Below are 25,582 nucleotides of genomic sequence, written 5' to 3'. Positions count from 1 at the left end.
CGCTTCTCACGAGGCCAGGGCGCTTGCCGGTTCATATTGCGCTTTTGCCGCTTCCCTGGCGATCCAATTCAGGTAACGGCCGTAGGTCGTGCCTGAAATCTCGCTCGCCAGGGCTTCGAGATCACCTCTTGAGATCCAGCCCTGGTAGAATGCGACCTCTTCAGGACAGGCAATCTTCAGGCGTTGGCGGGATTCCAGTGTCTGGATGAAGCAGGCTGCTTCCAGGAGCGATTCCGGCGTTCCTGCATCCAGCCAGGCATAGCCCCGGCCCAGCATCTGGACGCTGAGGTCACCGCTTTCCAGATAGGCCCTGTTGATGTCGGTGATTTCAAGTTCGCCGCGTGCGGATGGGGTGAGGGTCCGGGCGATGTCGACAACCCTGGCATCGTAGAAATAGAGGCCGGTCACCGCCCAGTCCGATTGCGGGGCAACCGGTTTTTCAACGATTGAGGCAGCCTTGCCAGCGCTGTCGAAGCCGACAACGCCGTATCGTTCGGGATCATGAACCTGATAGGCGAATATGGTTGCGCCGGTCTCGTTTCGCCGGGCTGCCAGCATTTTTTCCGACAGGCCGGTGCCATGGAAAATGTTGTCACCCAGAATGAGGGCCGACGGTTCCCTGCCCAGAAAATCTTCCGCGATCAGGAATGCCTGGGCGATGCCTGCAGGGTGCTTCTGGACAGCGTAGGACAGGTTCAGGCCCCAGCGGTTTCCCTTGCCGAGGACGCGCTGGAACGCGCTCAGGTCCCGCGGTGTGCAGATGATCAGAATGTCTCGAATGCCGGCAAGCATCAGCGTCGTCAGCGGGTAGTAGATCATCGGTTTGTCGTAGACGGGCAGAAGCTGCTTCGAGCTTGCCAGCGTCATGGGAAACAGGCGAGACCCGGCGCCGCCGGCAAGAACAATTCCCTTCATACCCGGTTCCACTCCGTCACCACGTTGCGCCTTCCGGCGACTGGTCCAAGGCGGGGCTGCCGTTGCGCCGAACGGTTCGGCAGCTTGCTCAAGAGTGCCTGCAGGCGCAGGACGCAGGCTGACAATTCGTATCTGGCGACAACGGTCCGGCGTGCTGCGCGGCGCATGGCCTGCCGGTCTGCCGGAGACTGCAACGCCGAACAAACTTCGGCAGCGATTGCCTTCGTATCCCAGAAATCGACGAGCCTGCCGTTGACCCCGTCTCGAACGACTTCCTGAACCGGAGCGGTTTTGGACGCGATGACAGGTGCCTCGCAGGCCATGGCTTCGAGAAATGACCAGGACAGCACGAACGGGTAGGTCAGGTAGACATGGGCGGCAGAGACCTGAAACAGGCTCAGGAGATCCTTGTGCGGGATCTGTCCCAGAAAGTGGATCCGATCAGGTGGAAGGCCGGTTTCCTGAAGAAGCCGGTTGCGCCATGTGTCGCCACGAGACGGTGCGCGTCCGTAGCTGACGCCGTCGCCACCGGCAACAACGAACCTGGCTTCCGGATTTTCGCGGGCGACCAGTGCTGCTGCCTGCATGAATTGCGGAAAGCCGCGGTAGGGTTCCAGGTCACGTGCCGCGAAGGTGACCACCGGATCGCCCGCGGTCAGGTGTCTGCCGTCCGGCAGGCGAAATCCGGCCATCGGGTCGGGGCGAGCCCGGGTCGTGTCGATACCTTCATGCTGCACGAGGATCTTTGACCGGTATTCTGCGGGATAGCGGCTCTTCTGCCAGGCCGTCGGGCTGATGCCGGCATCGAGCTGGTCCAGAGTGGACAGCTGGATGGCGTTGCGGAGCCTCATGGTCTGGCGCTGCTGCAGCGACATCTCGTCGGAAGGTGCAAACCCGACGTCTCCGCCCTGCGGCTGGAAGTAATATTCGCAGAAACCGATGGCAGGTACATCCGGCAGGGCATCCTTGACGAACATCATGCCGCCCCAACCGATATGTCCCATAACAATGTCGGGCTTGTGGCCGTTCAGGTCCAGCTTGTGCAGGATATCGGCAACCTTGCGGCCCGCCTCGATGTAGGGCACGGAAGGCCGTCCACCTGTGCTGGCCGCCTGCCGGGTGTCACCGGCATAGCGCAGCACACGCAGGCCCGGCACCGGCCGGTCCAGGGATTCGCATATGAGCGTGGCAGTCCAGCCATCGGCGATCAGACGCCGGGCAAGATGAACGAACTGCCCGGGCCCATGCCGGTGCACGAACACGATATGCATGTGCCAAACCTTCGATCAGAAACGGGTGCCGTCCAGACGCAAGGGGGATTGTTGAAGGTCCGTGGCCCAAAGGACTTCAAGCTTGCGCAGCAGTGCGAATGTTTCCTCGAGAGCCTTCAGGTCCTGTTCGGATCGCACGATCTGGTCCTGATTGACCTCGTCGGCTGCCTTCACGGCTCTGCAAAGCATCTTTCCCTTGTCGGTCAGACGGATACGGGCTGAGCGCCGGTCCCGTGCCGAAGCCGTTCGATCGACGTAGCCGGACTGGACAAGTTGCTTGAGGCTGTAGGACGCATTCGATCCGAGATAGTGACCGCGGTCCATCAGATCCCGCACGGACAGGTCGTCGTCACCGATGGTGAAAAGCAACATGGCATGGGCGGGAGAGATGTCGTCCGCGCCTATTCGGATCAGATCGACGCGGAGGCGGTCAAGGTAGCGCCGATACATTCGTTCGATGACTCTTACGAGTTCGAAATGGTTCGCTTGCGACGCCGGAGCCGCGATCCTTTCCCTTTCCCCGTATGCTGAATGATTGATGGATTCTTCAACCATAGGTTCAGTCCGCGAAACGTGCCCATTCATGTCCCTTGTTGCGTCTTCTAAGACTTTGTGCATTTGCCCCAAACTCCCACCTACATTCGAACTAAATTCGAAATAATTTCATCGCTATTCTGCTCCCTGTCTATGCACATTGATGCATTTATTAGTTTTGTTTTTGCATTTCTTCTCTTTGCCAATCGATTGCCATAATTAAAGGCACTAGATACCCCAAGTTAGTCTATATGCTTTCGTCATTCCTATGGAAAAGATGTGTCGTTTTCTGGGCAATCGCTCTTTTTTTCGCACGTGCGAACACACCTATCGGTTGAGGCTTCGGAGAATCTTGAATGGTTGAAAAGACAACACCGGACGCAATCGATCCGTTCCGTCTCATAAGAGAGGCTCGAGTCACCTTTGCAACCGGTCTCGCCGCAGCGGCGCTTCTGAGTGGGTTCATCACGCTGCTGCAGATGATCGTTCCGCTGTTCATGCTGCAGGTTCATGACCGGGTTCTGAACAGTCAGAGCCTCGATACCCTGACAATGTTGCTGATCATCGCCTGTGGCGGACTGATGCTTTTTGCGATTCTGGAATTTATCCGCAGCCAGATTTTCCAGGTGATGGGGAGCGAACTGGTTCGGCGTCTCAACCTGACGGCAATCGAGGCGGGGGTGAAATCTTCGCTGGAGAAGGGGGGCGGTATGGCCTCCGAAGTGCTGCGGGACCTGAACGATCTTCGCACCTTCATAACCAGCAACGCCATCAGCGCGCCGCTGGAAGCCATGTGGGTGCCGCTGTTCCTGATTGTGCTGTTTGCCCTGCATCCGCTTTACGGGCTGCTGGCTGTTGTTTCAGCGATTACGCTGATCGGGCTCAACCTCCTGTCCGACATGACGACACGCTCGCTGTTGAAGGAAGCAAACACCGCCAACTTGCAGAATGTCGCGACGATCGCCTCCACGCTTCGTCACGCAGAGACGATTGAGGCAATGGGGTTGATGCCTGCCCTGACGCGCCGTTGGCGCAAGGGGCAGCTCCATGCCACTGAACTGATGGCAATGGGAAGCCGGCGCGGCAAGGCAATCCACGCGCTGACTCGAAGCCTCCGGTTTGGCATGCAGATCGCGGTCCTGGCGCTTGGCGCGGATCTTGTTATCAAGGGAGAGGTGACTGCCGGCACGATGATCGCCGCAAGTATCCTGATGGGGCGCCTGCTGACCCCTTTCGACAATCTCACGGAAAACTGGCGCCAGTGGGTGTTCGCTTCAACCGCCTGGGGCCGGGTGCGCGAGGTTCTGGAGAACCACTCTTCGCTTCGCCAGACCGTGCCGACCCCGCCCAGCCAGGGATCGCTCAAGATCGACAAGCTGGTCTACGCGCCGCCCAACGCACCGGTGCCTGTTATCAAGGGCATTTCGTTCACGCTCGAACCCGGTGACGTTCTTGGCATTGTCGGCCCGTCAGCAGCCGGAAAGTCGACCCTGGCCCGTCTGCTTGTAGGTGTTCTTCAGCCCACGACGGGCGGCGTCTTTCTTGATGGGCACAACGCCTATCTCTGGGAGCGGGCATCCTTTGGCGCGATGGTCGGGTATCTGCCGCAGTCGGTGTCTCTTCTGGATGGAACGGTTCGGGACAACATCTCGCGCATGTATGATGCCGACCCTCAGATGGTGATCGATGCGGCACGTGCTGCAGGCGTTCACGAGATGATCGGCCGGATGCCACTCGGCTACGATACGCCCGTCGGTGACAACCGTTACACCTTGTCAGGCGGACAAAAGCAGCGTGTCGCCCTTGCGCGTGCGCTGTTCGGACGGCCGCGCCTGCTCGTGCTCGACGAACCCAATGCCAACCTGGATACGGAAGGGGAAGTTGCCCTGTTGCGTGCTATTTCGCAGGCAAAGGAAGACAACGCCATCGTCATCGTCATCGCGCACAGACCGGCAATCATGGAGGCGGCCGACAAGATCCTGGTGCTGGAAGATGGCCGGATCGGCCAGTTCGGTGACCGGACGGATGTCGTCAGCAGTATTTCCAGGCGCCTGCCGGCACCTGCCGCACCCCGTGCCCTGCCGACGAGTGGAGAAGTGGCATGAGCGAGCGTTCCGAGCAGACAAGGCCACCGGTCGCCACACCCTCGTCAGAGGCCGCGACCGAAACAGGCCAGGCCTATTGGATGGCCGCCCTCAAGGCGGACGATGCGCGCCCGCCAAGCTTGCGCAAACCGCTTCTGGCGGCAGCTCTGGCCGTTTCGATCGGCTTTGGCGGATTTCTGCTTTGGGGATTTACCGCCGATCTCGATAGTGCGGCGGTTGCCACCGGCAAGGTGATTGTCGACAGCAAGCGCAAGACCATCAGTCATCTGGAAGGCGGGATTCTGCGCCGGTTGCTCGTGCAGGAAGGGGATTTCGTGGATGCCGGCCAGCCGTTGGTGGAGCTGGACGACACGCGCGCACGTGCCGAGCTGGCGCAGCTCCATGGCAAACGGACCAGTTTGCTGGCAAGGCTGGCCCGGCTCAGGGCCGAGCGGGATCTGTCGGAAGAAATCGTATTTCCGGAAGAGCTCAAGAACAGCAGCGAGCCCCTGATCGCCGAAGTGGTGGCGGCCGAACAGGGGGTGTTCGAAAAACGCCGTCAGGTCTACGAGGGCAAGATCGCCTTTCAGCAGAAGGAGATGGAGCAGTATGTGGCGCAGATCGAGGCCAATCAGGCCCAGATCGAAGCCACCGGGCACCGGCGAAAGCTGCTTGAGGAGCGTGTCGACGCCCTCAGCGGCCTGGAGAAGAAAGGGTTCACGTCAAAAGCCATGCTTAGCGAAGTTCAGCTGGAACTGAGCGAGATGATTGGCGACGGCGGTGAGCTGGAGGCCCAGAAGGCGCGTGCGGAAAAGGCGCGCCAGGGTGCGGAAGTTGCCCTGTTGCAGGCCGAACAGGAATGGCAAAGCGACATTGCCGGAAAGATCCTCGAGGCTCAGCTTGAACTGAACCTCACCAACGAACAGATCATCTCGTCGCAGGATGTCCTCGACCGGCTGGTGGTGCATTCCCCTCAGGCCGGTATTGTCTCCAGCATCGAGATGCGGACACCGGGAGGGGTGGTCGAGCCTGGCAAGGCGATCATGGATATCGTTCCGCGAGACGAGAAGATGCTTGTCGAGGTTCGGATGAACCTGAACGACATCGATACCGTTCGTGTCGGCTCGGAGGCGCGTATCCGACTGACTGCCTATGACCGGCAGAACACCAGCCCGCTGGGAGGGGAGGTGACCTATGTCGCTGCCGACCAGACCGTCGATCCCCAGACGCAGGCGGCCTTTTATGTCGTGCGCGCACAGGTTCTTTCCGAAGAGCTGGACGGCAAGCCCGCCTTGACGCTTTACCCGGGCATGCCGGCGGAAGTCCTGATTATCCGGCGTGCTCGCAAGGCAATGGACTATCTGCTCGAGCCGATCACGCAAAGCCTTGATCGAGCTTTCCGGGAAGACTGAGGCGCAATTTTTTTGTGCTCCAACAAATTTTTTTAACGACGGGCGGTATTGACCGCCCGTTGCTTTTTCGAAGCCCGGTCCATTCCGAGCGTGGGGGCATTTTCCTGGTGCAGTGCGAAAATTGCACCTTTAACGCGATTAGTGCGTTGCAAAACCACCATGTCGTTCATTTTTCCGGCGAGGCGGTTGAGTGCTGTTTCTGCATGAAGTGCGGGCGGTTTCAAGCATCTGAAAAATCGCAGAAATTGGATTTCAATCTATGGGGGATCATGTGGTTTCATTGATTTTATTTTGAATTTCGAAATAAAATAAACGTAAAGGAATTGTATTTTCGAACTACTATTAAATGAAAAGTAGAACTAGTTTATCTCCTTCAAAATATTGCCTTATTTTTTTCACTATTCGTCCCTTTGAAGAGATTAGTAATTGTGTATTGTACTTCTCGCGCTGCAAAAATACGGGGTTTGTGCAGTGCGGTGTGCCGCGGTTCGCGGGGCGTCAAATGTAACGAGGCGAACTTCAGGAGTTAGCTACATGGCCACGATTGAAGGCAGTGCTTTTCAGGATTTCCTGCAAGGTACCAATGCTCAGGATTTCATATTCGGATTGGGCTCATCGGATGTTCTGCTCGGCAATGAAGGGGACGACTTCCTCTTCGGCGGCCGAGGTGGAGATCTGATCGTCGGCGGAGAGGGTGCCGACAAGATTTTCGGGCAAGGTGGCGAAGACGTCATTCTTGGTGGTGAAGGCAGCGATACCATCTTCGGCGGAGCGGGCTCCGACTACATCGAAGGTGGTGCCGGCGGCGACATCATTTTCGGTGGCGAAGGAACCGACATCATTGACGGCGGCGCCGGCAACGATCTGATGTTCGGTGGTGGCGACCACGATGTCTTCGTGTTCTCCGGCGGTGGCGGCAACGACATCGTCATGGATTTCCAGGTCGGCGATCTGGTGCAGATCTCGAGCAACATCAACGATACCGGCGTTTCCTCTGCTGCCGATGTCGCCGCACGGGCGACCCAGGTCGGCAACAACACGGTCATCGATCTCGGCAACGGCGATACCGTCACGCTCAACAACGTCGATGCCGACGATCTTCAGGACAATCCTGACGGCTACATCGTCGTTTCCTGATGATCCCGCACCCGGGCACGCGGTCGTCCGTGTGCCCGGGTACCGGCCTGTGGCCTGTGGCCGTCCGCAACTCAGGCCTTAGAACAGTGATGGACAAAGATGCTCGAGACCCTGGGCAAATACGCCGAGGCGGACTTTGAGTCCCCGCATTACTTCCAACTAACGCCGGAGGTTCTTCTTCTTGTCTGGGATCCGGCGCATCAGGTAAATGCTGCGCCCCGGCTTGTGGAGCAGGGCGGTCAGTCCTTCGGCTCCATTGCGAGTGTCCGGCTGAACCGGCTTGATGGCCGGTCGCGAGTCGTATGGGCTGTTTCGCTGAAGGAAAAAACCAGGCTCAGTCTGAAGTTGAGCGCCGGCGCGGTCGGGTCCGAGGCGACGCTTTCTGTCGACGCCGCGAAGCCTGGTCCTGCCGCCGATGCCTTTGCCATTACCAACGGCCTCAGTCAGGCCGCCTGCGCCGTTTTCGTCACGACTTTCCTGAGCGCCTGGTCCGGCATGTTCCGGCTGGGGCGTTCCCGCAGTTTCGTCAATTTTGCAAGAGAGCTGCTGCGCTCCGTCAACGATGCGCCGCCGGTTGTGGATGCTGTCGCGAGCATCGGTTCCGTCCGGTTGCTGGAAACTCTCATCAACAGCGACAGCACCGACATCAAAACAGCGGTCGTGATCGGTGATACGGGTGTTCTGCGGTTGGACAGCGGAACGTGCAACACGCCCTACAACGGCGGCAAGAGCAGGTTGTTCCTCGGTGCCGTCGACATGCCGCAGCCACCTGCCAACGGTTTTCTGGTGCTGTCCGGAAGCTGGGGTCTGGCGATCCGGAAACTGGCTACCGACAACGTGAGGCGCACTGTCGGTGCATGGTGGGCTACCAATGCGCGCAAGCTGCCGGAAGTGCGGGATTACCTGGTGTCGGACGTCGGCGCCAAATCCGATGAGGCGCGTGCTGCCATACGGGACCTGCAGGTGAGCGATCCCTTGCCGGCGCGCCGGCATGGCTCGCTGTCAGAAACCGGCTCCTTTTGTGCAGTGGAAACCGCTGTCGCCTGCGAAGCCGGTGTCCTGGTCGGTGGCTGGCTGCGCGATCCCGCCCGCGTCTATCAGGGGCTCGATATTCTTGCCGGTGACGCCGGTCCGGTTGCGCTTGAGCTACACACGTTCGATGGCGTTCTGCCGGAAACCCAGGGCGGTTACGCGATAAAGCGCTTTGTCGCGTTTGCACCGGTCGGCAGGGCGCTTCAACACAATCTGCAGCCCCGGTTCGAAGTCCGTTTGGCATCGGGTGAGCGGGAACTGCTGGTGCCGCCACCGCAGCCGGGTGACATTCCCGACACGAGGGCGAAGGCGCTTTCCGTCGTGACACCGCGCCATGCGAGCGACGAGGTTCTGGCGACATGCCTGTCGAATGTCTTGTCCGATATCCAGTCGCGTTTCCGGCAATCAGTCGGTGAACCGTCCGAAGTTCTGTTCGGCAAACCGCTTGCTGATCCGACCGTGTCGATCGTGATCCCGCTTTACAAGGTGTTCGAGTTCATCAAGGCGCAGCTTGCAGCGTTTTCCGCCGACAGCTGGCTGGCGGAGAACGCCGAGGTGATTTTCGTGCTCGACTCTCCCGAGCAGGTAACCCATGTGGAGGACCTGCTCGCCGGGTTCCATCTTCTTTATGGCCTTCCCGTTCGTCTCGTCGTGATGGAACGTAACGGCGGCTATGCGCTTGCCTGCAATGCAGGTGCGGAAGCGGCGCGCGGGCGCTATCTGGCGATGATCAATTCCGATGTCGTGCCGGTCGAGGCCGGCTGGCTCGAACAGCTGTGTGCCAGCCTGATGATGGACGAGCAGGTCGCGGCTGTAGGCGGCAAGCTGCTCTATGCAGACAACGCCATTCAGCATGCCGGTTTGAAGTTTATCCAGGACGACAAGGGCCGCTGGTTCAACCATCACTACTACAAGGGCTTCCCGCGTCAGTTTCCGGAAGCCAGCACCTCCCGCGAGGTACCGGGGGTAACCGGTGCTTGCCTCGTTCTGTCGAAAGCCGATTTCGAGACGGTGGGAGGGTTCACGACGGACTTCATCGTCGGTGACTACGAAGACAGCGACCTGTGCCTGAAACTCCGTAAGTTGAATCGCAAGATCTACTATCTGGGCGACGTCGAACTCTACCACTTCGAGCGTGTTTCCATTCGCAAGAACGAAGATTACACGCGCGGTGTCGCCTCTCAATACAATCGCTGGCTCCACCAGTCCCGCTGGCAGGACGATATCGTTGCCTTGATGGAAGCTGCGGAGCGGCGTGAAAAAGGGCTGAGTGCATGAATTCGCCGGTTCTCATCAAGGATGCCACCAGTCTGGTCACATCCCCACTCGGCAGTGAGCGGATTGCAGACCTGCAAGGTTACATCGGCCGTAACAGGTTCCTGCCGGTTCCCCCGAGCGAGGACAACTTCGTCGGAGATGGTGACTATCTTGCCATCGGCACGGAGTTTCTGGGCCACTTTATCGACCTTGGGGGCTTGCGCGCGCATGAGCGGGTGCTTGATGTCGGTTGCGGCATTGGCCGGATGGCAGTGCCTCTGACCCAGTATCTGGATCCGGACACCGCCCGATATGTGGGTATCGATCCGGCATCGGCGGGCATTCAATGGTGTACGCGCAACATCGGATCGGTCTATCCCAATTTCCGGTTCATGCATCTGGATATCGCCAACGCTCTCTACAATCCCGACGGCTATATCCGCGGCACGGAGATTGCCCTGCCGTTCGCCAACGGCTCGTTCGATTTTGCCATCATGACATCGGTGGTCACCCATCTGCCGTCGGAAGAGATCCTGCCCTATTTCCGCGAAATCTCGCGCCTCATGGAGCTGGGAGGCAGGTTGTTTCTGTCGGCTTTCGTGATTGCGCCGGACCGCGGCGAAGGCTTGATCCCTCGTGTCGTGTTCCGACGCGACGGCGAGGGACCTGCCTGGTACGGCAACCCGCAAGCGCCGCTCGCAGCGGTCGCCTTCGATGATGGTTTCCTCGACAGGGCATTGGAGACGGCGGGATTCGAAATCGCCCTGAAGCGGTTCGGGCACTGGCGCGGCGGCAACGGGGCTCCGCATTACCAGGACTTTTTCGTTGCCGTGAAAACGTCGCGGGGGGTGTCCTGATGCGGATCCTTGTCTTCGCGCATAATCATCCGGAACTTCACCCCGGCGGGACGGAGACGGTCGCGCTTGACCTGGCAAGGGCCTATCGCAAGGCCGGGCACCAGTCACTGTTTGTGGGTGCGACCAACCATCTGCACCGCGAGCCGCATCCGGGTACCAGCTTTCAGGCGATCAGCGACAGCGGCGACGAGTTGCTGATGTGGGCTGGTCATTTCGACCGGTTCAACATGAGCCAGATCGATCTGCAAGCCTTTGTACCGGACATGCGGACACTGCTGGAAAGCTTCCGGCCGGATGTGGTCCATATCCACCATTTGCTGCTGTTCGGTGTCGAACTGCCGGTTCTTATCCGCCGGGTGCTGCCCGACGTGCGCATCGTTATGACGCTGCACGACTATTACGCGATCTGCGCCAACGACGGCGTCCTGATGAAAAGCCCGGACGAAGCCTGTGCCGCGCTTGGGTCGGGAGGACTGTGCAAGTGCCTGCCCGAAGCAAAGCCGAACGACATGCGTCTGCGCGAGCGGTTCATCAAGACGCATCTGGAAGCCGTCGACGAGTTCGTATCTCCAAGCGCGTTTCTGCGTGACGTTTATGTGCGCTGGGGCCTGCCGCCGGAGAAAATCAGGATCATTCGAAATGGCAGGCCGGACGCGGCACCGGCCAAGAGCCGGTCGGCTGACGACACGCCCAAAACCGTGTTCGGCTATTTCGGAAACCTGACCCCCTGGAAGGGTGTCGAGGTTCTGCTGCAGGCGGCAAAGCTGTTGGTGGAAAAGGACATGGAATTCGAGCTGCGGGTCCATGGCGGTGCTCCCTTCCAGAACCAGGAATTCGTCAAACGCATCGAAAAGCTGTTCGAGGAAACCGCACCCAGAGTGCAGCGCCTGGGGGCTTACAAACCTGATGATGTCGCCGGTCTCATGGAGCCCGTGGACTGGGTCGTGGTGCCTTCGCTGTGGTGGGAAAACGCGCCGCTGGTCATTGCAGAAGCACAGCAGCACGGACGGCCGGTGATCACCTGCGGTGTCGGCGGCATGGCCGAGGCCGTCAGGGACGGCGTCGATGGCCTGCATGTGCGCAAGAACGATCCGGTCGGCCTGGCAATCGAGATGGCGACAGCTGCCGGAGATGCCGCGCAGTACCGGAAACTTGCAGCCAACATCCGCAAGCCACTGTCCGTCAGCGCTGTTGCCGAACAATATCTGCGCCTGTTTGCCGACCGGCAAACCGCGGCGCGTGAACCTGCTGCCTGAGGAAAACGGAATGAGTGTAACCCCTCTTGAACAGGTAAAACCCGGATCGGACGCCAAGCCGCCGCAAGCTGTTGCGGAGGCCAGGGAACAGGCCGTTTCCGCACGGCTTCAGGGGCGTGTCGATGCATTCGAAAACGGTCGTCTGCTCGGCTGGGCCTGGGATGCGTCGAGCCCGAGCGACCGCATGACAATCCACGTCTTCCACGACGGTGAGCGAGTTCTCAGCAAGGTTGCCGAAACCCAGCGCATCGACTTGAAGCGCAACGGCATCGGCGACGGCCATTATGCGTTCGATATCGAGTTGCCCCAGGCCGTTGCCGCAGCACCTGGCGGTCTGACTGTTGTGGCGGAAACCCCCAAGGGGGAAGCGCAACTGAAGTTGCCGCGCCCGAGCGCAGAAGAACGCGCCGCGGAAGCTGCCGTCGCCATGCCTCTGGCAGTGGTGATGGAGAAAGTCGACCGGCTGATCGTGGCGCAGCGCCAAAGCGCTGTTGGCCAGCGTGATGCAACGGCGGTCTTGCGCGAGACGGTACAGCGGATCGATGCGCTGGCATCGAACGAGGGCGAACTTGGCGAAGCCATGTCCCTTCTGAAAAACGGCCAGGGCGACCTCTCCCAGAAGGTCAAGGAACTGGAAGTCTTCCTGCTGCGTTTCGATACGACGCTGAAGGGGTTCGATGACCGGTTGAAGGTCCTTGGAGAAAAGAGCCGCAACAACCTCAAGGTTCATATCCTGCTGCTGGCGATCCTTCTCGGGTTTGTCGGGGGCATGCTGTTTGCCGCCGCAGGCGGTCTCTGGAGGTAAGCAACGATGGAGCCTGTCGTCACCCTGGAAGGCGTGAAGAAGCTGCCCGCGAGAGCGGAGCGGCAGGCGCCCGCGCTGAAGGCGCAGGGGAGCGCAGGGGCGCAGGTTCCACTCGACGGTCATTCGGTTCTTTACGTCAACCTCGACCGCGAAACTCTGTTGATCGCCGGGGTGGGGGAAGCCTTTGCCGGCGGGGTGCCGGCTATCCTCAACGAAGACCCGAAGATGGTTGTACCCTGCACGGTGACGGTGCTGCCAGCCGGAAACGGCCTTTCGGGAAAAAAGCGTCCGTTCATCGCTATCCTGTCTCCGGTGCCAGGTTCTGCCACCCTGCCTGACCGGGTGACGATCCGCAGCCAGGGGCATGCCTACCCCTATGGCGTCAGGCATCAGGCAGAAGATCTCAAGAGCTTCCTCAACAGTGTCGGTGAGCTGTCACCTCAATCGGTGCCGGACATCGTTGACGGCCTGGTCCAGGCATTGCTTGGCGCGGGAACCACACTTCAGGCAATGCAAACGGCCGCCAGACTTGTCGATGCTGTCGCGGGACGCGACGGTTTCATCGAGGTGCTGGGTGTCTTCGACGCCGGAGATATCTACCTCCAGGGGTGGGCCAAGGGCATGCCGGTGGGAACCAGCCGGGTGTTTGTTTTCGACGGCGCATTGAAACTCGGTCAGCTGGCCGGAAGTCTTTTCGAGCGCAAGGACACCGGTGGCAAGGCACATGGTTTTGCCGGTTTGCTCGAGGTTGAGGGCGGTCTTGATACCGCGCAACTTCGCAAGGTTTTCTTTCGTGGCCGCGCCGGATGGAGCGTGGTCGAGGTTCATGAACACAGGACGATGCCGCCGGCCCGGGCTCTTCCCTCCCACATACGGGCCCTTCTGCCGAAGCTCTCCCCCGCGGGTGACGGCAGGGCCCGGCTGGAGCTGGCGGGCCGGCGGTTCGATGGCCGGGAAACGGTTAGCGAGCTCGACGTCCCGGTTCGTGTCGGTATCGATTTCAGCGCTTCACTGGATCGGGCCGGCGTCCTGTTGTCGGGCTGGCTGCTCAATCCGGAAGACCGTGTCGAGACGGTCTTCCTGCGTTCGGGCTGCATGAGTTGTCGCCTCGACACGCGCTGGACGACGCAGCTGCGGCCCGACGTGACAAGCGCTTTCGAAACATTGTCACCCTTTCTGAACGGGCCGGATGCACTGCAACGGCACGGGTTCCTTGTTCATGTGCCTGCCGAGGAAATGTCCGGCACCGAGGGTACGTATCTGGAGATCGTGCTGAAGGATGGCAGGTCCGCCTTTGCTCCGCTGGCGCTTGGCAGGGCTTCGCCGCGTTCCGCGCTAAGGCGACTTCTTTCCGGGCTGGATCCGGCAACGGCATTCCGTCCTGATTTTCTGGAGCGCCATCTTCTGCCGGTTTTGCAGGCCAATGATGCGCCCGAACCAGTCATCGTCGAGACGATCGACTTCGGGCCTGTGGATGAAAACGCCGCGTTTGCCCTTGTGATCGGTCTCGACGGAAATTTCGAGAAATCACGTGTCCTGCTGTCGCTGTGTGTGCTTGATCCGCTGCTGCGGAGCGCGCCGGTGGTCCTGGTTGCCTCGCAGGATGATGCGCTGGAGCAGGTTGAAGACTTCAGGCAACTTGCCGGTTTCTACGGTCTCGCCGTCCGCCTGGTGCTGGCGGACCACGTCGAGGACGCGCTCGATGCGCTTCAGGCGGGCGTCGAGGCCTCACCGGCGGAGACGGTTGTTTGTCTGTCTTCCGGCGTGTTGCCGCGCGGTCCGGGCTGGCTGGAGCCGCTGCTTGCGGCGTTTCAGGCACAGGATGCTAGCTGTATTGCAGCGCCCACGCTGCTCTATGAAGACGAAACCATCAGATGGGGCGGTGCCTGGATCGAGCCGGAAGACGGCCGCTATCTGTTGAAGCAGCATTATCTTGGTTACCCGCGCCGGACACTTCATGGCGCGGATGTCAGCCCTGCTGCCGCGGCACCGTTCGATTGCTGTGTGCTGCCGAGATCGGCCCTGACGGAAGCGGGGGGCTTTTCAAGGAAATATCTTGGCACGGACGAGAAAGGGCTCGATGCCGCCCTGCGGCTGAAACTGTCGGGCATCGGTTCGCTCTGGGTGCCTCAGGTGGAGATGATCCACGCCGAGGACGGTCGCCCGGGAGAGCGGTCCTGGAAAAAACTGGTTTCAGAACTCGATCGCCGCAGTTTCGAGCGAACCTGGTCTCCGTTTCTTGCTGACCTGGCAGAGGATATCCGATGACGGATGCTCACGAGGAAAGAACACCTTCCAAGGCCGCGGCTCTGCGCGTGCTCGTCATTTCTCATGGCCATCCGACACTGTCACTCGGCGGAGCGGAAGTGGCTTCCTACAATCTGCACCAGGGCCTGAAGGCCCTGCCGGGAACACAATCGTTCTTCCTGGCGCGGGTTGGTGACGGCTATCCGCGGCACGGCCAGTCCGCGCTGATGGGGGTCGATGACGCCGATGACGAGCTGCTTTTCCACGCTGACGACTACGACCCGTTCCTGGTGTCCAACCGCAACACCGGAGACCTGCACAGGGACCTGCGGCGGTTTGTGCGCACCCTGCGTCCGGACGTGGTGCATTTCCATCATTTCATCGGCTTCGGGCTAGAGACACTCTACACGGTGCGCGACGCCTTGCCGGACGCCACCATTCTGGTGACTTTCCACGAGTTCCTGTCCATCTGCCATCATCATGGGCAAATGGTCAAAGCAGGTGGCCACAAACTCTGCGAGGCGGCCACGCCGATTGCCTGCAACGGTTGCTTTCCGGAGATTTCGCCGGCCAGTTTCCTGCGCCGGCGGCAGTTCATCAAGTCCATGCTCGGGCTTGCTGATGGCTACATCTCGCCCAGCCGTTTCCTGGCGGACCGCTATGTCGCCTGGGGGCTGCCGGCGGACAAGATGACCGTTATCGAAAACGGCCTGAACGTGAGCGAACAGGCGGCGCAGCGTTCCGTGGCGGCCGGTGGCCGGCGGAACCGTTTTGCGTTCTTCGGCCAGATGACGCCCTACAAGGGGGTGGATGTACTTCTGGATGCAGTCCATCGAGTTCCCGAAAGCATCTGGGGGGAAGATGCCACGCTGACCATTCATGGCGGCAATCTTGAACGTCAGCCCGAAGCGTTTCGCAGTCGAATTTCAGAGCTTCTGGAAGCGGCAGGATCACGCGTGCGCTTCGCCGGCAGCTACCAGAACAAGGATATGCCGTCGCTGATCCGGCAAACGGACTGGGTGATGATGCCGTCCGTATGGTGGGAGAACTCACCTGTGATCATTCAGGAAGCGTTCTTCCATGGGCGTCCGGTTATCTGCAGCGGCATCGGTGGCATGGCCGAAAAGGTTCGCGACAAGGTCGATGGACTGCATGCCCGGCCGGCAAGCCCGGAAGACCTGGCGGACCGCATGGCCGAGGCCTTGCGCGATCCGGGTCTGTGGCAGCGTCTGCGGACGGGCATCAGACCACCCAAAACGCATCTCGAAAGTGCCGGCGAGCACGTGACCCTTTATCGCGAGGTTCTAGATGGCGGCCTCGCGTCTCGTCCCGGTGCCCTCAAGCAAAGCGCCTGAGAAGACAAAGGAATATGGAATGACACGCGTTCTGGTGATGATACCGTCCGGCGAAGTCTACGATCACAACAATGTCCGCTGGTACAGCCATCAGGACATTCAGCGCAACCTGAACCACTATCACAATATCGGCGATGCCTTCGTTTTCGATTCCTCGCTGAAACTGCTGAAGTACGACAGGCTCGAAACCCTGACGATCCGCGAATTCAACCCGGCGGAAGTTGACCGGTTGCGGGATGAATTCGACTATGTCGTGTTGCGCGGGTCCAACTACATTCACGGCGAGATGGACTGGGAAATGGCGGAGCAGGTGCTGCGCCGGCTCGGGCTTCCGGTTCTGGCTTTCGGAATTGGTGCCCAGGCGCCGGTGGACGGCAAGCTTGTGCTGTCGGATGCCACGAAGAATGTCCTGCGCCTGATTGCAGGTTCGACGACATCTGTCGGCGTTCGCGGTGCCTACACCGCCGAGGTGCTGGAAGACATCGGAATTTCCAACACGCGGATCATCGGTTGCCCGACGGCATTTCGCCACAACGACCCCGGTCTGAGGATCACGCTGCCCGAGATCGACCGTATCCGGAAAGTCGGCCTGACCGTGCGGCGCGAAGTGTCGCCGGCATACGCCAGGGATATCCGGCAGTATCTCACGTTCCATCGCGACCTGATCAAGTCGGTTGCGGCCCGCTTCGATACCGTTCTGATGGCTCAGGGCGAGCTGGAGGAGAAGAAGCTGGTACTTGGAACGCCTGCGCAAAAGGACCAGGCGATTTCCTCGCTTCGGGAGAATGCCTGGGTTGGCGAGTGGTATCTGGACGACGACATCGAGTGCCTCTACCGCAACTCCATGTTCTATTCCGACGTTGTCGCGGACTATGATGCCTGCGTCAAAGCCTGCGACCTGGTGCTCGGGTATCGCCTCCATGGCAACCTGATGGCTTTGGCCAATGGCGTCCCGGCGCTTTATTTCACCTACGACAGCCGCACGCGCGAATTTGCGGAGACGTTCCGGATCCCGAGCTTCGACGTCTTCAGCGAGAAGGTGTTCCGCCTGAGCGACTATTGGGATCAGGGCCTCTTTGACCGGTTCAACCGGGCCTATGAGGCCACCTATTACGCCATGGGTGACTTCCTGAGCGAAAACAATGTGCCGCATGTCATGCGGGAGCGTGCGCCGGCGCAGCAGCGGAAGGTGGTGGCTCTCATGTGACTTGATAAGAATATCATTTCGAATTTTGAAGTATTTTATTCGTATTATTTGAGTAATATTGCGATAGAAATGAATCTATATTTTGTGAAAAGCAATAAGTAGATAAATATATTTACATAATTCTATGTTGCGCCGCATTATTGTCACAAACAAACATAAATCTTGTGCATGTATATTAGTTGAGCAAGCGGATCTCCGGCAGGGGGACGCTTCACAGTTCAGATGGGGGCTTGCATGACAGTCGTGGCTACACAAGACACGTTTCCCGTTCACAACGCTACGCGTGAGATGCTGCTGCTGAAGGAGCTGACCTTGATCGTCGTGGGCGTATCAAGGCAGGACATTCCCGGGCCGTTGCTCGAGGCGGTCAAGACGGTCTGGTTCGAGGGTGTCGAAGACGACTTCGCCCTGTTTTCCGACGAGAGCGCAGGCCGGTACCAGGTGTCGGAAGCGCCGCTTCTGCCACTGGCCGTGATCGTGGATCCGGCTGCAATGGATGCAAAGGACGAACTGCACAAATGGATGCAGCAACGCGGTGTGGTTCAGTTGCCACCGGTTATCGGTTGGGGTCGTGGCGGTGAAGTGGAGGCTGTTTCCTCGATGGTCGGGCTGGTTGCCGATCATGTGAAATCGGGTGCACGGCGCCTGGTTCTGTCCAGCAAGGAGCTGAAGACACTTCGCAGCCTGAACGACGACCTGCAGAACCGGTTTGCCGCACTTGAAGCGTTCCTCAACCGGCATGGTCTGCAGCCGCTGGATCTCCTGTTCAGCAACGAACCGGCCGAAAACCCGCTCAATCCGAATGTGCTGGCAAGTGCCTCCGTCGATGGTGTCAGCCAGATCCTGCCGGTGCCCAGTTCCGGTGTCAGCGGAGTGGCGGTGCATGTCGAACAGACCGGCAGCCGTCCCGACATCAAGCTGCGTGCCCAGTTGATGACGCTGGAGGACCAGAGGATCGTTGATACCTGGCATTTCTCCAGTGGCGATCTGTCCACGGGCTGGAACATCTTCGGCCTGTCGCGCTCGACTGCGGGCCTGCGCAGAACGCTGGAATTCCGCATGCAGGTTGAAGAGACCGAGGACGAGGTACCGCTTCTGTCCGTCGGTGGTCTGCAGCCGGTTGAAATGTTCCATGTGCGCGATGCCGCCAACGGCTTGTCGGTCCTCAAGAACAGTCTCGCCCTTCAGGTGTGGGGTGGCATTCCGGGCGTTTCCATGCCGCCGCACGCCAACTACATTCCGGCGCAGTCGCAACAGGTGAACCTGGACGAAGGCTTCCGTGACATGCCGATCGCCCCGGGCATCCTGGAGCACGCAAGCCTTGCCAATTCCGATGAGGTGTCCTTCGATTTCGAAGCGATCATGCCGTTGCCGACGGAACGCGCCATCGGCTGTCACCCGCCTGCGGAAGGCATGACCATCGGGCAACTTCCGGCAGCTTGTCCACCGCAGGTGATCCGCATGTCCGCCAAGGCGTTCATCGACAACAGCCGCGCCGCCGATATCGATTTCGCCATTGTGGTTGCCAAGGACCTTGGCGCGGCCAAGGCGCTCTTCAAGGGAGAGCGTGAACAGTCGGTCGGCGAGGCGTTTTCCGGCTGGAAAACCGTCAGCTACGGCGAGACGGCACATCTGAGCGCCTTTGCAGGTGAACGGATCGGGGTCTGGCAGAATGTCTATTTTGCCACCCGGATGAACGAAACGACCGGTAACGATTTTGCCTGGGCGAAATTCGCCAACTTCCGCGCTGTCGTGAGCGGGTAGGCCGGCATGCTCCAGCACACTGGATCAAGACCGGGCTTGCCGAATGTGCGTTACGCACAGTTCGGCGGTTCCGGCACGGCTTCGGCCACGGTCGCCATCGTCATTCCGGTCTACAAGCACTCGGTCCTTCTGACCGAGGCCATCGACGCGGCATTGGCCCAGCAGGCGCCGTTCAACATCGCGGTCGTGATCGTTGACGATGGTTGCCCCTTTCCCGAAACGGGGCAAACGGGGCGGGCCTATGCGCTCGCCTACGACAATGTCTATTACCTGCGGAAGGCCAACGGCGGTCTGAGTTCTGCGCGCAACTACGGCATCGACTTTGCCTTGCGCAGCTTCTCCGATCTGGAAGCGGTCTATTTCCTGGATGCCGACAACCGGATCACGCCCTCGGCGATCCGCGTTCTTCTCGACTTCATGAAATCCAGTGATGGCGTGGATTGGGTCTATCCCAATATCGACAAGTTCGGGATCGAGTGGAACGGCAACTACACGGCGGAATATTCGCGCCTTCTGCACGTTACCTTCGACAATATCTGCGAGGCCGGCAGCCTGGTCTCCAGATCCCTCCTCGACGCCGGGGTTCGTTTCGACGAGAGCATGAAGTCCGGCTTCGAGGATTGGGATTTCTGGCTGCAGGCGATTTCTCATGGCTTCAAGGGAGCGAACTATCCCTTCTTCGGCTTCGAGTACCGCCAGCGCGCCGAAAGCATGTTGCGCGATTCCAACCGAACCCGTGACAGCATCCTTGGATACATCAAGGACAAGCACAAGAAGCTGTTCTCCACCGAGACGCTGCTTGGCTGGGAGCACGAGGAAGCACCACGGTTCGTCGCATTCGGAGCAGATACCTACCTGGTCGATCTCTTCACCGATCCTGTCGTTGCGCACAAGAAGCGCAGCATCGAGGAATTCGTGAAGACCTTCTGGGCAGCGCAGGCCGAACCGGAAACCTACGGCGTACCTCCGTTCTGGCTGTGGATGTCGCCGGCACACAGGGACGCGCTGAAAAGCTGCGGTCTGCTGCACAACGTCTTGTGGCTGACCGAGCGCCTGTCGGCGTCCCATCATTTTGTCGCGCTTCGGTTCGAAAGCGACAAGGACCGGCTGGCCATTGAAGTGAACGAGCTGGGTGAAGGCAAGGAACTTGCCAAGAAGCCGCTTGGCTGGATGTGTTCGCTCGACATCATGAAGCAATGTGTCGAGGACAAGTCCGACGACTGGATCCGGACATTGAGAGGTGCCAATCCGGCACCGAAGATAGCCGAAGTCGTCGTGCGTGGGCCGTTCTCGGCGGAAGACATTCAGGGCACCGCCCTGTCTGCCACCAACAGCCTTCTGGCCACGCTGGGGGCCCTGCGCGAGTCCGGCTATCGCCATGGGCCTGGTGAACGTTGGATCTGGCGTTCTGCCTACTTCCCGAACCGCAGCAAGTATTTCGAGCTGCTGCGACACAGTGCGGGAGCAGCCCCGATCATGCCGCGTCTTGGCCGTGAGGGCGCGCCCCTCAGGGTCGGTCTGTTGTTGCCGATCGCCACGTTCGGCGGTGTCGAGAAGGTTGCCTACGCGGCTGCCCGGGTTCTGAAAAAAGCCGGGTGCGAAGTCCATCTCTATGTGTTCGGAAAGCCGGTCTACAACCACATCTCCGACAACGACGGGGTGTTCGACACCATCAACTTTCTGGCCGACGACTATCCTCTGTGGGGTGGTCCCAACATGTTCTCCGGCCACGAGTTGCTGATGGGGCATGACGAAAACGCGCGGGCCGAACAGGTTCTCGGGTTCCTTTCCGGCCTTGATGTGGTGATCAACAACCAGCTTGCCCCGGCCAATGCCATTTTCGGCGAACTTCGCCGGCGCGGGGTCAAGGTCGTCAACTACGTGCATGTGCTGGACAGTTCCGAACTCGGCCGTCCGGCGGGCCATCCCTATCTGACGCTTGCCTATGAGCATATCTACGACAGCGTGCTGACCTGCTCGCGGGACATGGCCGAGTGGCTGCACGGCATGGGTGTGCCTGTTGCCAAGCTGCTTCATATTCCGAATGCCGCCGGTTACCCGATGGCGCCGGAAGAGGCCAAACGGCTGTCGGACAACCGTCAGCAAGACCGCGATGGCCGTCTGCGGGCTGTCTTCCTGGGGCGGCTGGACAGGCAGAAAGGCATCGAGCGGATCTTTGCTGCGGCTCGTGCCCTGAAGCGCAAGGGTGTCGACATCGACTGGCGCATTGTCGGTTCCGACGTCATGGACGCCGGGGCAGGCGGTTCCTGGAAGGAGCGGTTTGCCGAACTCGGTATCCGCGTCGATCCGCCGATCTATGACAGTCGCAGGCTCAGCCGACTGCTGGCCTGGGCCGATGCCTTCGTGTTGCCGTCCAGATGGGAAGGTGCGCCGCTCACGATCATCGAGGCACAACGTCTTGGCTGTGTGCCTGTCGCCACCGATGTGGGGGCCGTAAGCGAGCTGATCGAGAACAAGGTTGATGGCCTGTTGCTGCGCTCCTCTGACGATGGCGTGGTGACCCATGATCTGATCACGGCGCTCGAAACACTGGCAAAGTCGGAAAGGCTGCTTCGAACCCTTTCGACCAATGCGTCACAGCGCAGTGCAGAGCGCAGTTGGGAAAAGAGCCTGCAGCCGTTCCTGCGGCAATTGCACAACTGGTTCCCGGATCGCCTGCAAAGCATCCGCCGAACCAAGGCGCCGGTGGCGCAGATTTCCAGTTCATCCGAAACGACCGTCCGGGGGAGTGCCGCTGACGGAGCAACGCTCTGGCAGCAACGCGGACGTCAGACGTCCGTCCGGTAATCGAAGGGCCCGAGCCCACATTTTTGAAAGGTGCAGTTCACATGAAGAAGCTCTTCGTTCTCAACGGCGGCGCTGCCGTCAAGCCGGGCAACAAGTCGGCATTTCTGAAAATCGATGATCCCCTGTCGACCTTTGCACGCGGCGGGATCAACACGGGCGACGTTCTCGTCTATGACGCGATGTTGAAGGCACTTGCCTACGACCAGATCACCAACGTGCAGTTCGCCCATGCGGCCGACGAGAAACTCTGGCCGACCGACGATTATGACGCCACCGTCATTCGCGGATCCAACTACCTCACAGAGACGGTCGATATCGGCAATGTCATTCCGCTCCTGAAGAAGCTCAAGGGTCCGATCGTTCCGGTGGGTGTCGGCGCCCAGGCGGCGAAATACAAGAAGCTGGAAATGCCGAAAGGCAGCATCGAGGCCTGGAAGATCATCGCCGACAAATGCGAAACGATCGGCGTACGCGGTGTCTACAGCGCCGAGGTCTTCAACGACATCGGCATCAAGAACATCCGGATCATCGGCTGCCCGAGCTTCTACCGCAATCTGAGGCCGTCCATCGAGATCAAGCCGCTGGATCCGGCCAACGCTCGTGTCGGTCTGACGCTGAACAAGTATCTTTCCGCCGACTATGCGTCCAACGCCACCAAGACCAACCGCATGCAACGGGCGCTCATCGAGGCTGTGGCCAAGCGGCCGGCCAATCGTCTCTATTCCCAGGGCGAGCGCGAGGAAACACTGGCAATCTTCGAGACCGGCGAAGCCAAGCAGAAGCATATCCGTTCGATCCTCGGAAAGTACAATTTGGAGGGCGACAAGGATGTCGAGGCGCTGATGAGCGAGCGGATGCAGGCATTCTTCGACGTTGATGAATGGGCGGCAGATGCGCGGGACAATGTCGACGTTCTGGTCGGCTTCCGCCTCCACGGCAACGTCATCGGCCTGCACCAGGGCATTCCCGCGGTGTTCTTCACCTACGATTCCCGCATTCGTGAATTGTCGACGCTGTTCGCGATCCCTTCCGTCGAGATCGAAGATTACATGCCGATCAACCTGGAAAAGATCTTCGAGAGTGCCGACTTCTCCAAGGTTCAGCATGTCTACCGGCTGAATTATGCCGAGTACCATCGCTTCCTCACCGAGAACGGCCTCAACCACGTGCTCGCAAAACCGGTGGCCTCGCCGCCTGAGCAGCCGCTGGTCAAGCCGAACCTTGTGAAGATCGACCAGACGACCGAGGAAGTAACCGACTGGTTCCGGGGCGAGGTCGATTTCATGACCAGCGAGATCGAGACCCTGCGCAGCCGCGCGTGGAACCTGGAGCTGAAGCTTCGCGAGAAGACATCGCCGGACGCCGGCGCGAAACTGGCGAGCTGACCGGTTCGCGGGATCATGACACGACCCGGACCTGTGCTGAGCCGTCGCCGGTTTCTGACCGGCGCGGCAGCCGGTGGCATGGCGGGTGCGGCGCTTCTTGCGTCGCCCCGCAGCTTGCTGGCTCTGACCTCGAACGACCTGCCTGCCCCTCTGCAGCGGATGGACGGCGACTGGCAGTTGACCTTCCAGGATGATTTCGACGACCTTAACCGGTTTCAGCAAACCTGGGACCGCATGCGCATCGGAGGGGACGGTCATCCGACCATGCGCTACCCGAAAAACGTGGTGATGCGGGAAGGCGAACTCGACCTCAAACTCGGCCATCAGGCCGATCCGAAACGGCCTTTCACGGGAGGCTACGTTCGGACCCGGACCTTCCGCCAGACTTACGGCTATTTCGAGTGTGAGATGCGCATCGCGCGCGAGGCCGGTGTCAACAATGCCTTCTGGCTGATATCCGATCGCGAGACGGAGGGCGACACACATTTCGAACTGGATGTGGCCGAAGTCAAATATCCGAACATCGTTCAGGTCTCAGCCCGCCGGTGGCGCCCGGAAAAGAAGGTGCTTGCCGCAAGTTACCGGGCGCATATTCGGCTGGACGACACCTTTCACCGCTATGCGATGCTCTGGACCCGGCAGGGATTTCGTTTCTACGTCGATGACATGGAGGTCTTTGACGCACCCAACGATTTTGCTCACACGCCAGCGCTGCTGCTTCTCAGCAATGCGGTCGCGCCCTTTGCCGGCAAGAACGATGGTGACGTTGCCGGAGCTGCAACCAGTATCCGCACCGTGAGAGTGTTTCAGAACACTTCAGCCTAGAAACGAGTGGCATCTGCCAATGAATTGAGCCGGCAAGACCGCTTGCCGGCTCAAACATGTCAGGCGTCAGACCTGGTCAGGCGACGGTTTCGTAGCCGCGCGGGTTCTTGCAGACCCAGTTCCAGGTGTCGCGGCACATGTCCTCAAGGCCGCGCTCGGCCTTCCAGTTGAGCAGTTTTTCCGCAAATTCCGTGTTTGCGAAACACTGTGCCACATCGCCTTCCCGGCGAGGAGCGATTGAGTAGCGGATCTGTCTGTTGGAGGCCCGCTCGAATGCCTTGACCATCTCCAGCACGCTGTAGCCGTTGCCGGTGCCAAGGTTGACCGCAAAACAATTGGACGGGGCGGAGCCTGATCCGAGCACTTCATGTGCCCTCAGATGGCCTTCGACCAGATCGATGACATGGATGTAGTCGCGGATGCCGGTTCCGTCCGGCGTGTCGTAGTCGTTGCCGAAGACCGAAAGCTCCTCCCGGCGGCCGTCCGCGACCTGGGTGATGAACGGCATGAGATTGTTCGGGATGCCTTGCGGATCTTCGCCCACCAGCCCGCTTTCATGCGCGCCGACCGGGTTGAAATAGCGCAGGATGCCGAAGCGCCAGGAGGGGTCGCTGGCGGCGACATCGCGAAGCATTTCCTCGATCATCAGCTTGGTGCGGCCGTAGGGATTGACGGCGCTCGTCGGGTGATCTTCGGTCAGGGGCAGGAATTGCGGGTCGCCGTAAACGGTCGCCGAGGACGAGAAGATCATTTGCTTCACGCCGCAATTGGCCATCGCCGACAGCAAGCGATGAGTTCCCACGACGTTGTTGTCGTAATAGGCGAGGGGGATCTTGGTGGATTCACCAACCGCTTTCAGGCCGGCAAAATGCACCACCGCCGTACAGCGGTACTGCTTGAGGATTTCCTCCATCCGCGACTGATCCCGGATATCGGCTGTTTCCAGAGATACCTTCGCGCCGGTGATGGCCGCTACCCGCTCGAGACTGACCTGGCTCGCGTTGGACATGTTGTCCACCACAACGATGTCGTGCCCGGCCTGAAGAAAAGCCACGCAGCAATGCGAGCCGATATAACCGGCACCGCCGGTAATGAGTACAGTCATCCAAACCTCTTTTGGCTTCGACGGAGAAAACGGAAAGGAAATTCAGCCCAGAATATCAAACGATTATTGTTGTTCGATGTCATGCATTCATCAGTATTTGTTGGGCTGAAATAAGGCTTCAAGATCGAGGCAAAATGAACATATTTTCGTGGCGTTTTGAAGTGTTTCCGTCCAATTGATCTGAACGTGCTCGGACAGATGGCGTTCCAGGCGTGCGTCCGACCGTATGATCGGACAATCGAGGCACCTGGAGCTGCCGGCTGTGTACCACGCGGTGGTCCGGCAGGAGCGGGGTACAGCCAAGGTATTGAAATGAAACGCGCCGT

Annotated in this window: 18 protein-coding genes; 14 read left to right on the top strand and 4 right to left on the bottom strand. The window is 59.8% G+C overall.

Annotated features, from left to right (window positions below; genetic code table 11):
- Nucleotides 1-6: 6 nt before the first annotated feature.
- From rfbA to Q666_RS54320, 3 genes are read right to left on the bottom strand one after another with little or no spacing between them, the layout of a single operon-like run.
- On the bottom strand, nucleotides 7-915 hold the full coding sequence (rfbA, locus tag Q666_RS54330; RefSeq protein ID WP_051990166.1) for a glucose-1-phosphate thymidylyltransferase RfbA: 909 nt from the start codon (nucleotides 913-915) through the stop codon (nucleotides 7-9).
- The gene (locus Q666_RS54325; protein ID WP_023003320.1) at nucleotides 912-2,186 is read right to left on the bottom strand and encodes a glycosyltransferase; all 1,275 of its coding nucleotides are present in this window, start codon (nucleotides 2,184-2,186) and stop codon (nucleotides 912-914) included. Before Q666_RS54325 ends, rfbA begins: the two co-directional genes overlap by 4 nt.
- A gap of 15 nt (nucleotides 2,187-2,201) precedes the next feature.
- The gene (locus tag Q666_RS54320) at nucleotides 2,202-2,636 is read right to left on the bottom strand and encodes a MarR family transcriptional regulator (RefSeq protein WP_228148025.1); all 435 of its coding nucleotides are present in this window, start codon (nucleotides 2,634-2,636) and stop codon (nucleotides 2,202-2,204) included.
- A gap of 440 nt (nucleotides 2,637-3,076) precedes the next feature.
- Here Q666_RS54320 and Q666_RS54315 point away from each other — a divergent pair, with 440 nt between their 5' ends.
- The 14 genes from Q666_RS54315 to Q666_RS54250 all read left to right on the top strand — a co-directional run bounded on the left by Q666_RS54315 (nucleotide 3,077) and on the right by Q666_RS54250 (nucleotide 24,151).
- On the top strand, nucleotides 3,077-4,825 hold the full coding sequence (locus tag Q666_RS54315; RefSeq protein ID WP_023003322.1) for a type I secretion system permease/ATPase: 1,749 nt from the start codon (nucleotides 3,077-3,079) through the stop codon (nucleotides 4,823-4,825).
- Nucleotides 4,822-6,216, top strand: a complete 1,395-nt coding sequence (locus Q666_RS54310; RefSeq protein WP_023003323.1) for an HlyD family type I secretion periplasmic adaptor subunit — start codon at nucleotides 4,822-4,824, stop codon at nucleotides 6,214-6,216. The genes Q666_RS54315 and Q666_RS54310 overlap by 4 nt, the downstream gene beginning before the upstream one ends.
- A gap of 534 nt (nucleotides 6,217-6,750) precedes the next feature.
- Nucleotides 6,751-7,353 (top strand): calcium-binding protein, encoded by a 603-nt coding sequence (locus Q666_RS54305; RefSeq protein ID WP_023003324.1) that lies wholly within the window; start codon nucleotides 6,751-6,753, stop codon nucleotides 7,351-7,353.
- 99 nt (nucleotides 7,354-7,452) lie between these two features.
- Nucleotides 7,453-9,663: a glycosyltransferase family 2 protein gene (locus tag Q666_RS54300; RefSeq protein ID WP_023003325.1), complete on the top strand. Its 2,211-nt coding sequence runs from the start codon at nucleotides 7,453-7,455 to the stop codon at nucleotides 9,661-9,663.
- Entirely contained in the window at nucleotides 9,660-10,499 is an 840-nt protein-coding gene (locus tag Q666_RS54295; RefSeq protein WP_023003326.1) for a class I SAM-dependent methyltransferase, read from the top strand. Before Q666_RS54300 ends, Q666_RS54295 begins: the two co-directional genes overlap by 4 nt.
- On the top strand, nucleotides 10,499-11,755 hold the full coding sequence (locus Q666_RS54290; protein WP_023003327.1) for a glycosyltransferase family 4 protein: 1,257 nt from the start codon (nucleotides 10,499-10,501) through the stop codon (nucleotides 11,753-11,755). The genes Q666_RS54295 and Q666_RS54290 overlap by 1 nt, the downstream gene beginning before the upstream one ends.
- A 10-nt stretch (nucleotides 11,756-11,765) precedes the next feature.
- On the top strand, nucleotides 11,766-12,560 hold the full coding sequence (locus tag Q666_RS54285) for a hypothetical protein (protein WP_145903541.1): 795 nt from the start codon (nucleotides 11,766-11,768) through the stop codon (nucleotides 12,558-12,560).
- Between the two features lie 6 nt (nucleotides 12,561-12,566).
- A complete protein-coding gene (locus Q666_RS54280; protein ID WP_023003329.1) occupies nucleotides 12,567-14,828 on the top strand; it encodes a hypothetical protein in 2,262 nt (753 codons plus the stop codon).
- Nucleotides 14,825-16,162 (top strand): glycosyltransferase family 4 protein, encoded by a 1,338-nt coding sequence (locus tag Q666_RS54275; protein WP_023003330.1) that lies wholly within the window; start codon nucleotides 14,825-14,827, stop codon nucleotides 16,160-16,162. The genes Q666_RS54280 and Q666_RS54275 overlap by 4 nt, the downstream gene beginning before the upstream one ends.
- A 19-nt stretch (nucleotides 16,163-16,181) precedes the next feature.
- Nucleotides 16,182-17,369 carry a polysaccharide pyruvyl transferase family protein gene (locus tag Q666_RS54270; RefSeq protein ID WP_031270444.1) on the top strand — a complete coding sequence of 396 codons (1,188 nt, stop codon included), beginning with the start codon at nucleotides 16,182-16,184 and terminating at the stop codon, nucleotides 17,367-17,369.
- Between the two features lie 234 nt (nucleotides 17,370-17,603).
- Nucleotides 17,604-19,133, top strand: a complete 1,530-nt coding sequence (locus Q666_RS54265) for a DUF6212 domain-containing protein (RefSeq protein ID WP_031270447.1) — start codon at nucleotides 17,604-17,606, stop codon at nucleotides 19,131-19,133.
- A gap of 6 nt (nucleotides 19,134-19,139) precedes the next feature.
- Nucleotides 19,140-21,941 carry a glycosyltransferase gene (locus tag Q666_RS54260; protein ID WP_023003333.1) on the top strand — a complete coding sequence of 934 codons (2,802 nt, stop codon included), beginning with the start codon at nucleotides 19,140-19,142 and terminating at the stop codon, nucleotides 21,939-21,941.
- Nucleotides 21,942-21,982: 41 nt separating this feature from the next.
- Nucleotides 21,983-23,326: a polysaccharide pyruvyl transferase family protein gene (locus Q666_RS54255; RefSeq protein WP_023003334.1), complete on the top strand. Its 1,344-nt coding sequence runs from the start codon at nucleotides 21,983-21,985 to the stop codon at nucleotides 23,324-23,326.
- Between the two features lie 15 nt (nucleotides 23,327-23,341).
- Nucleotides 23,342-24,151, top strand: a complete 810-nt coding sequence (locus Q666_RS54250) for a glycoside hydrolase family 16 protein (RefSeq protein WP_031270450.1) — start codon at nucleotides 23,342-23,344, stop codon at nucleotides 24,149-24,151.
- 76 nt (nucleotides 24,152-24,227) lie between these two features.
- On the opposite strand, the gene galE is transcribed toward Q666_RS54250, so the two are convergent.
- Nucleotides 24,228-25,256, bottom strand: a complete 1,029-nt coding sequence (gene galE, locus Q666_RS54245; RefSeq protein ID WP_023003336.1) for a UDP-glucose 4-epimerase GalE — start codon at nucleotides 25,254-25,256, stop codon at nucleotides 24,228-24,230.
- Between the last annotated feature and the right edge of the window lie 326 nt (nucleotides 25,257-25,582).

It is taken from the genome of Labrenzia sp. C1B70, assembly GCF_000475395.1.
GTDB lineage: Bacteria > Pseudomonadota > Alphaproteobacteria > Rhizobiales > Stappiaceae > Roseibium > Roseibium algicola.
Note: the sequence above shows the minus strand (reverse complement) of the source record. Positions and strands in the feature narration are given on the sequence as shown.

Coding starts and splice junctions, on each gene's coding strand:
- rfbA (WP_051990166.1), bottom strand. CDS start 915: ATGAAGGGAATTGTTCTTGCCGGCGGCGCCGGGTCTCGCCTGTTTCCC.
- Q666_RS54325 (WP_023003320.1), bottom strand. CDS start 2,186: ATGCATATCGTGTTCGTGCACCGGCATGGGCCCGGGCAGTTCGTTCAT.
- Q666_RS54320 (WP_228148025.1), bottom strand. CDS start 2,636: ATGTATCGGCGCTACCTTGACCGCCTCCGCGTCGATCTGATCCGAATA.
- Q666_RS54315 (WP_023003322.1), top strand. CDS start 3,077: ATGGTTGAAAAGACAACACCGGACGCAATCGATCCGTTCCGTCTCATA.
- Q666_RS54310 (WP_023003323.1), top strand. CDS start 4,822: ATGAGCGAGCGTTCCGAGCAGACAAGGCCACCGGTCGCCACACCCTCG.
- Q666_RS54305 (WP_023003324.1), top strand. CDS start 6,751: ATGGCCACGATTGAAGGCAGTGCTTTTCAGGATTTCCTGCAAGGTACC.
- Q666_RS54300 (WP_023003325.1), top strand. CDS start 7,453: ATGCTCGAGACCCTGGGCAAATACGCCGAGGCGGACTTTGAGTCCCCG.
- Q666_RS54295 (WP_023003326.1), top strand. CDS start 9,660: ATGAATTCGCCGGTTCTCATCAAGGATGCCACCAGTCTGGTCACATCC.
- Q666_RS54290 (WP_023003327.1), top strand. CDS start 10,499: ATGCGGATCCTTGTCTTCGCGCATAATCATCCGGAACTTCACCCCGGC.
- Q666_RS54285 (WP_145903541.1), top strand. CDS start 11,766: ATGAGTGTAACCCCTCTTGAACAGGTAAAACCCGGATCGGACGCCAAG.
- Q666_RS54280 (WP_023003329.1), top strand. CDS start 12,567: ATGGAGCCTGTCGTCACCCTGGAAGGCGTGAAGAAGCTGCCCGCGAGA.
- Q666_RS54275 (WP_023003330.1), top strand. CDS start 14,825: ATGACGGATGCTCACGAGGAAAGAACACCTTCCAAGGCCGCGGCTCTG.
- Q666_RS54270 (WP_031270444.1), top strand. CDS start 16,182: ATGACACGCGTTCTGGTGATGATACCGTCCGGCGAAGTCTACGATCAC.
- Q666_RS54265 (WP_031270447.1), top strand. CDS start 17,604: ATGACAGTCGTGGCTACACAAGACACGTTTCCCGTTCACAACGCTACG.
- Q666_RS54260 (WP_023003333.1), top strand. CDS start 19,140: ATGCTCCAGCACACTGGATCAAGACCGGGCTTGCCGAATGTGCGTTAC.
- Q666_RS54255 (WP_023003334.1), top strand. CDS start 21,983: ATGAAGAAGCTCTTCGTTCTCAACGGCGGCGCTGCCGTCAAGCCGGGC.
- Q666_RS54250 (WP_031270450.1), top strand. CDS start 23,342: ATGACACGACCCGGACCTGTGCTGAGCCGTCGCCGGTTTCTGACCGGC.
- galE (WP_023003336.1), bottom strand. CDS start 25,256: ATGACTGTACTCATTACCGGCGGTGCCGGTTATATCGGCTCGCATTGC.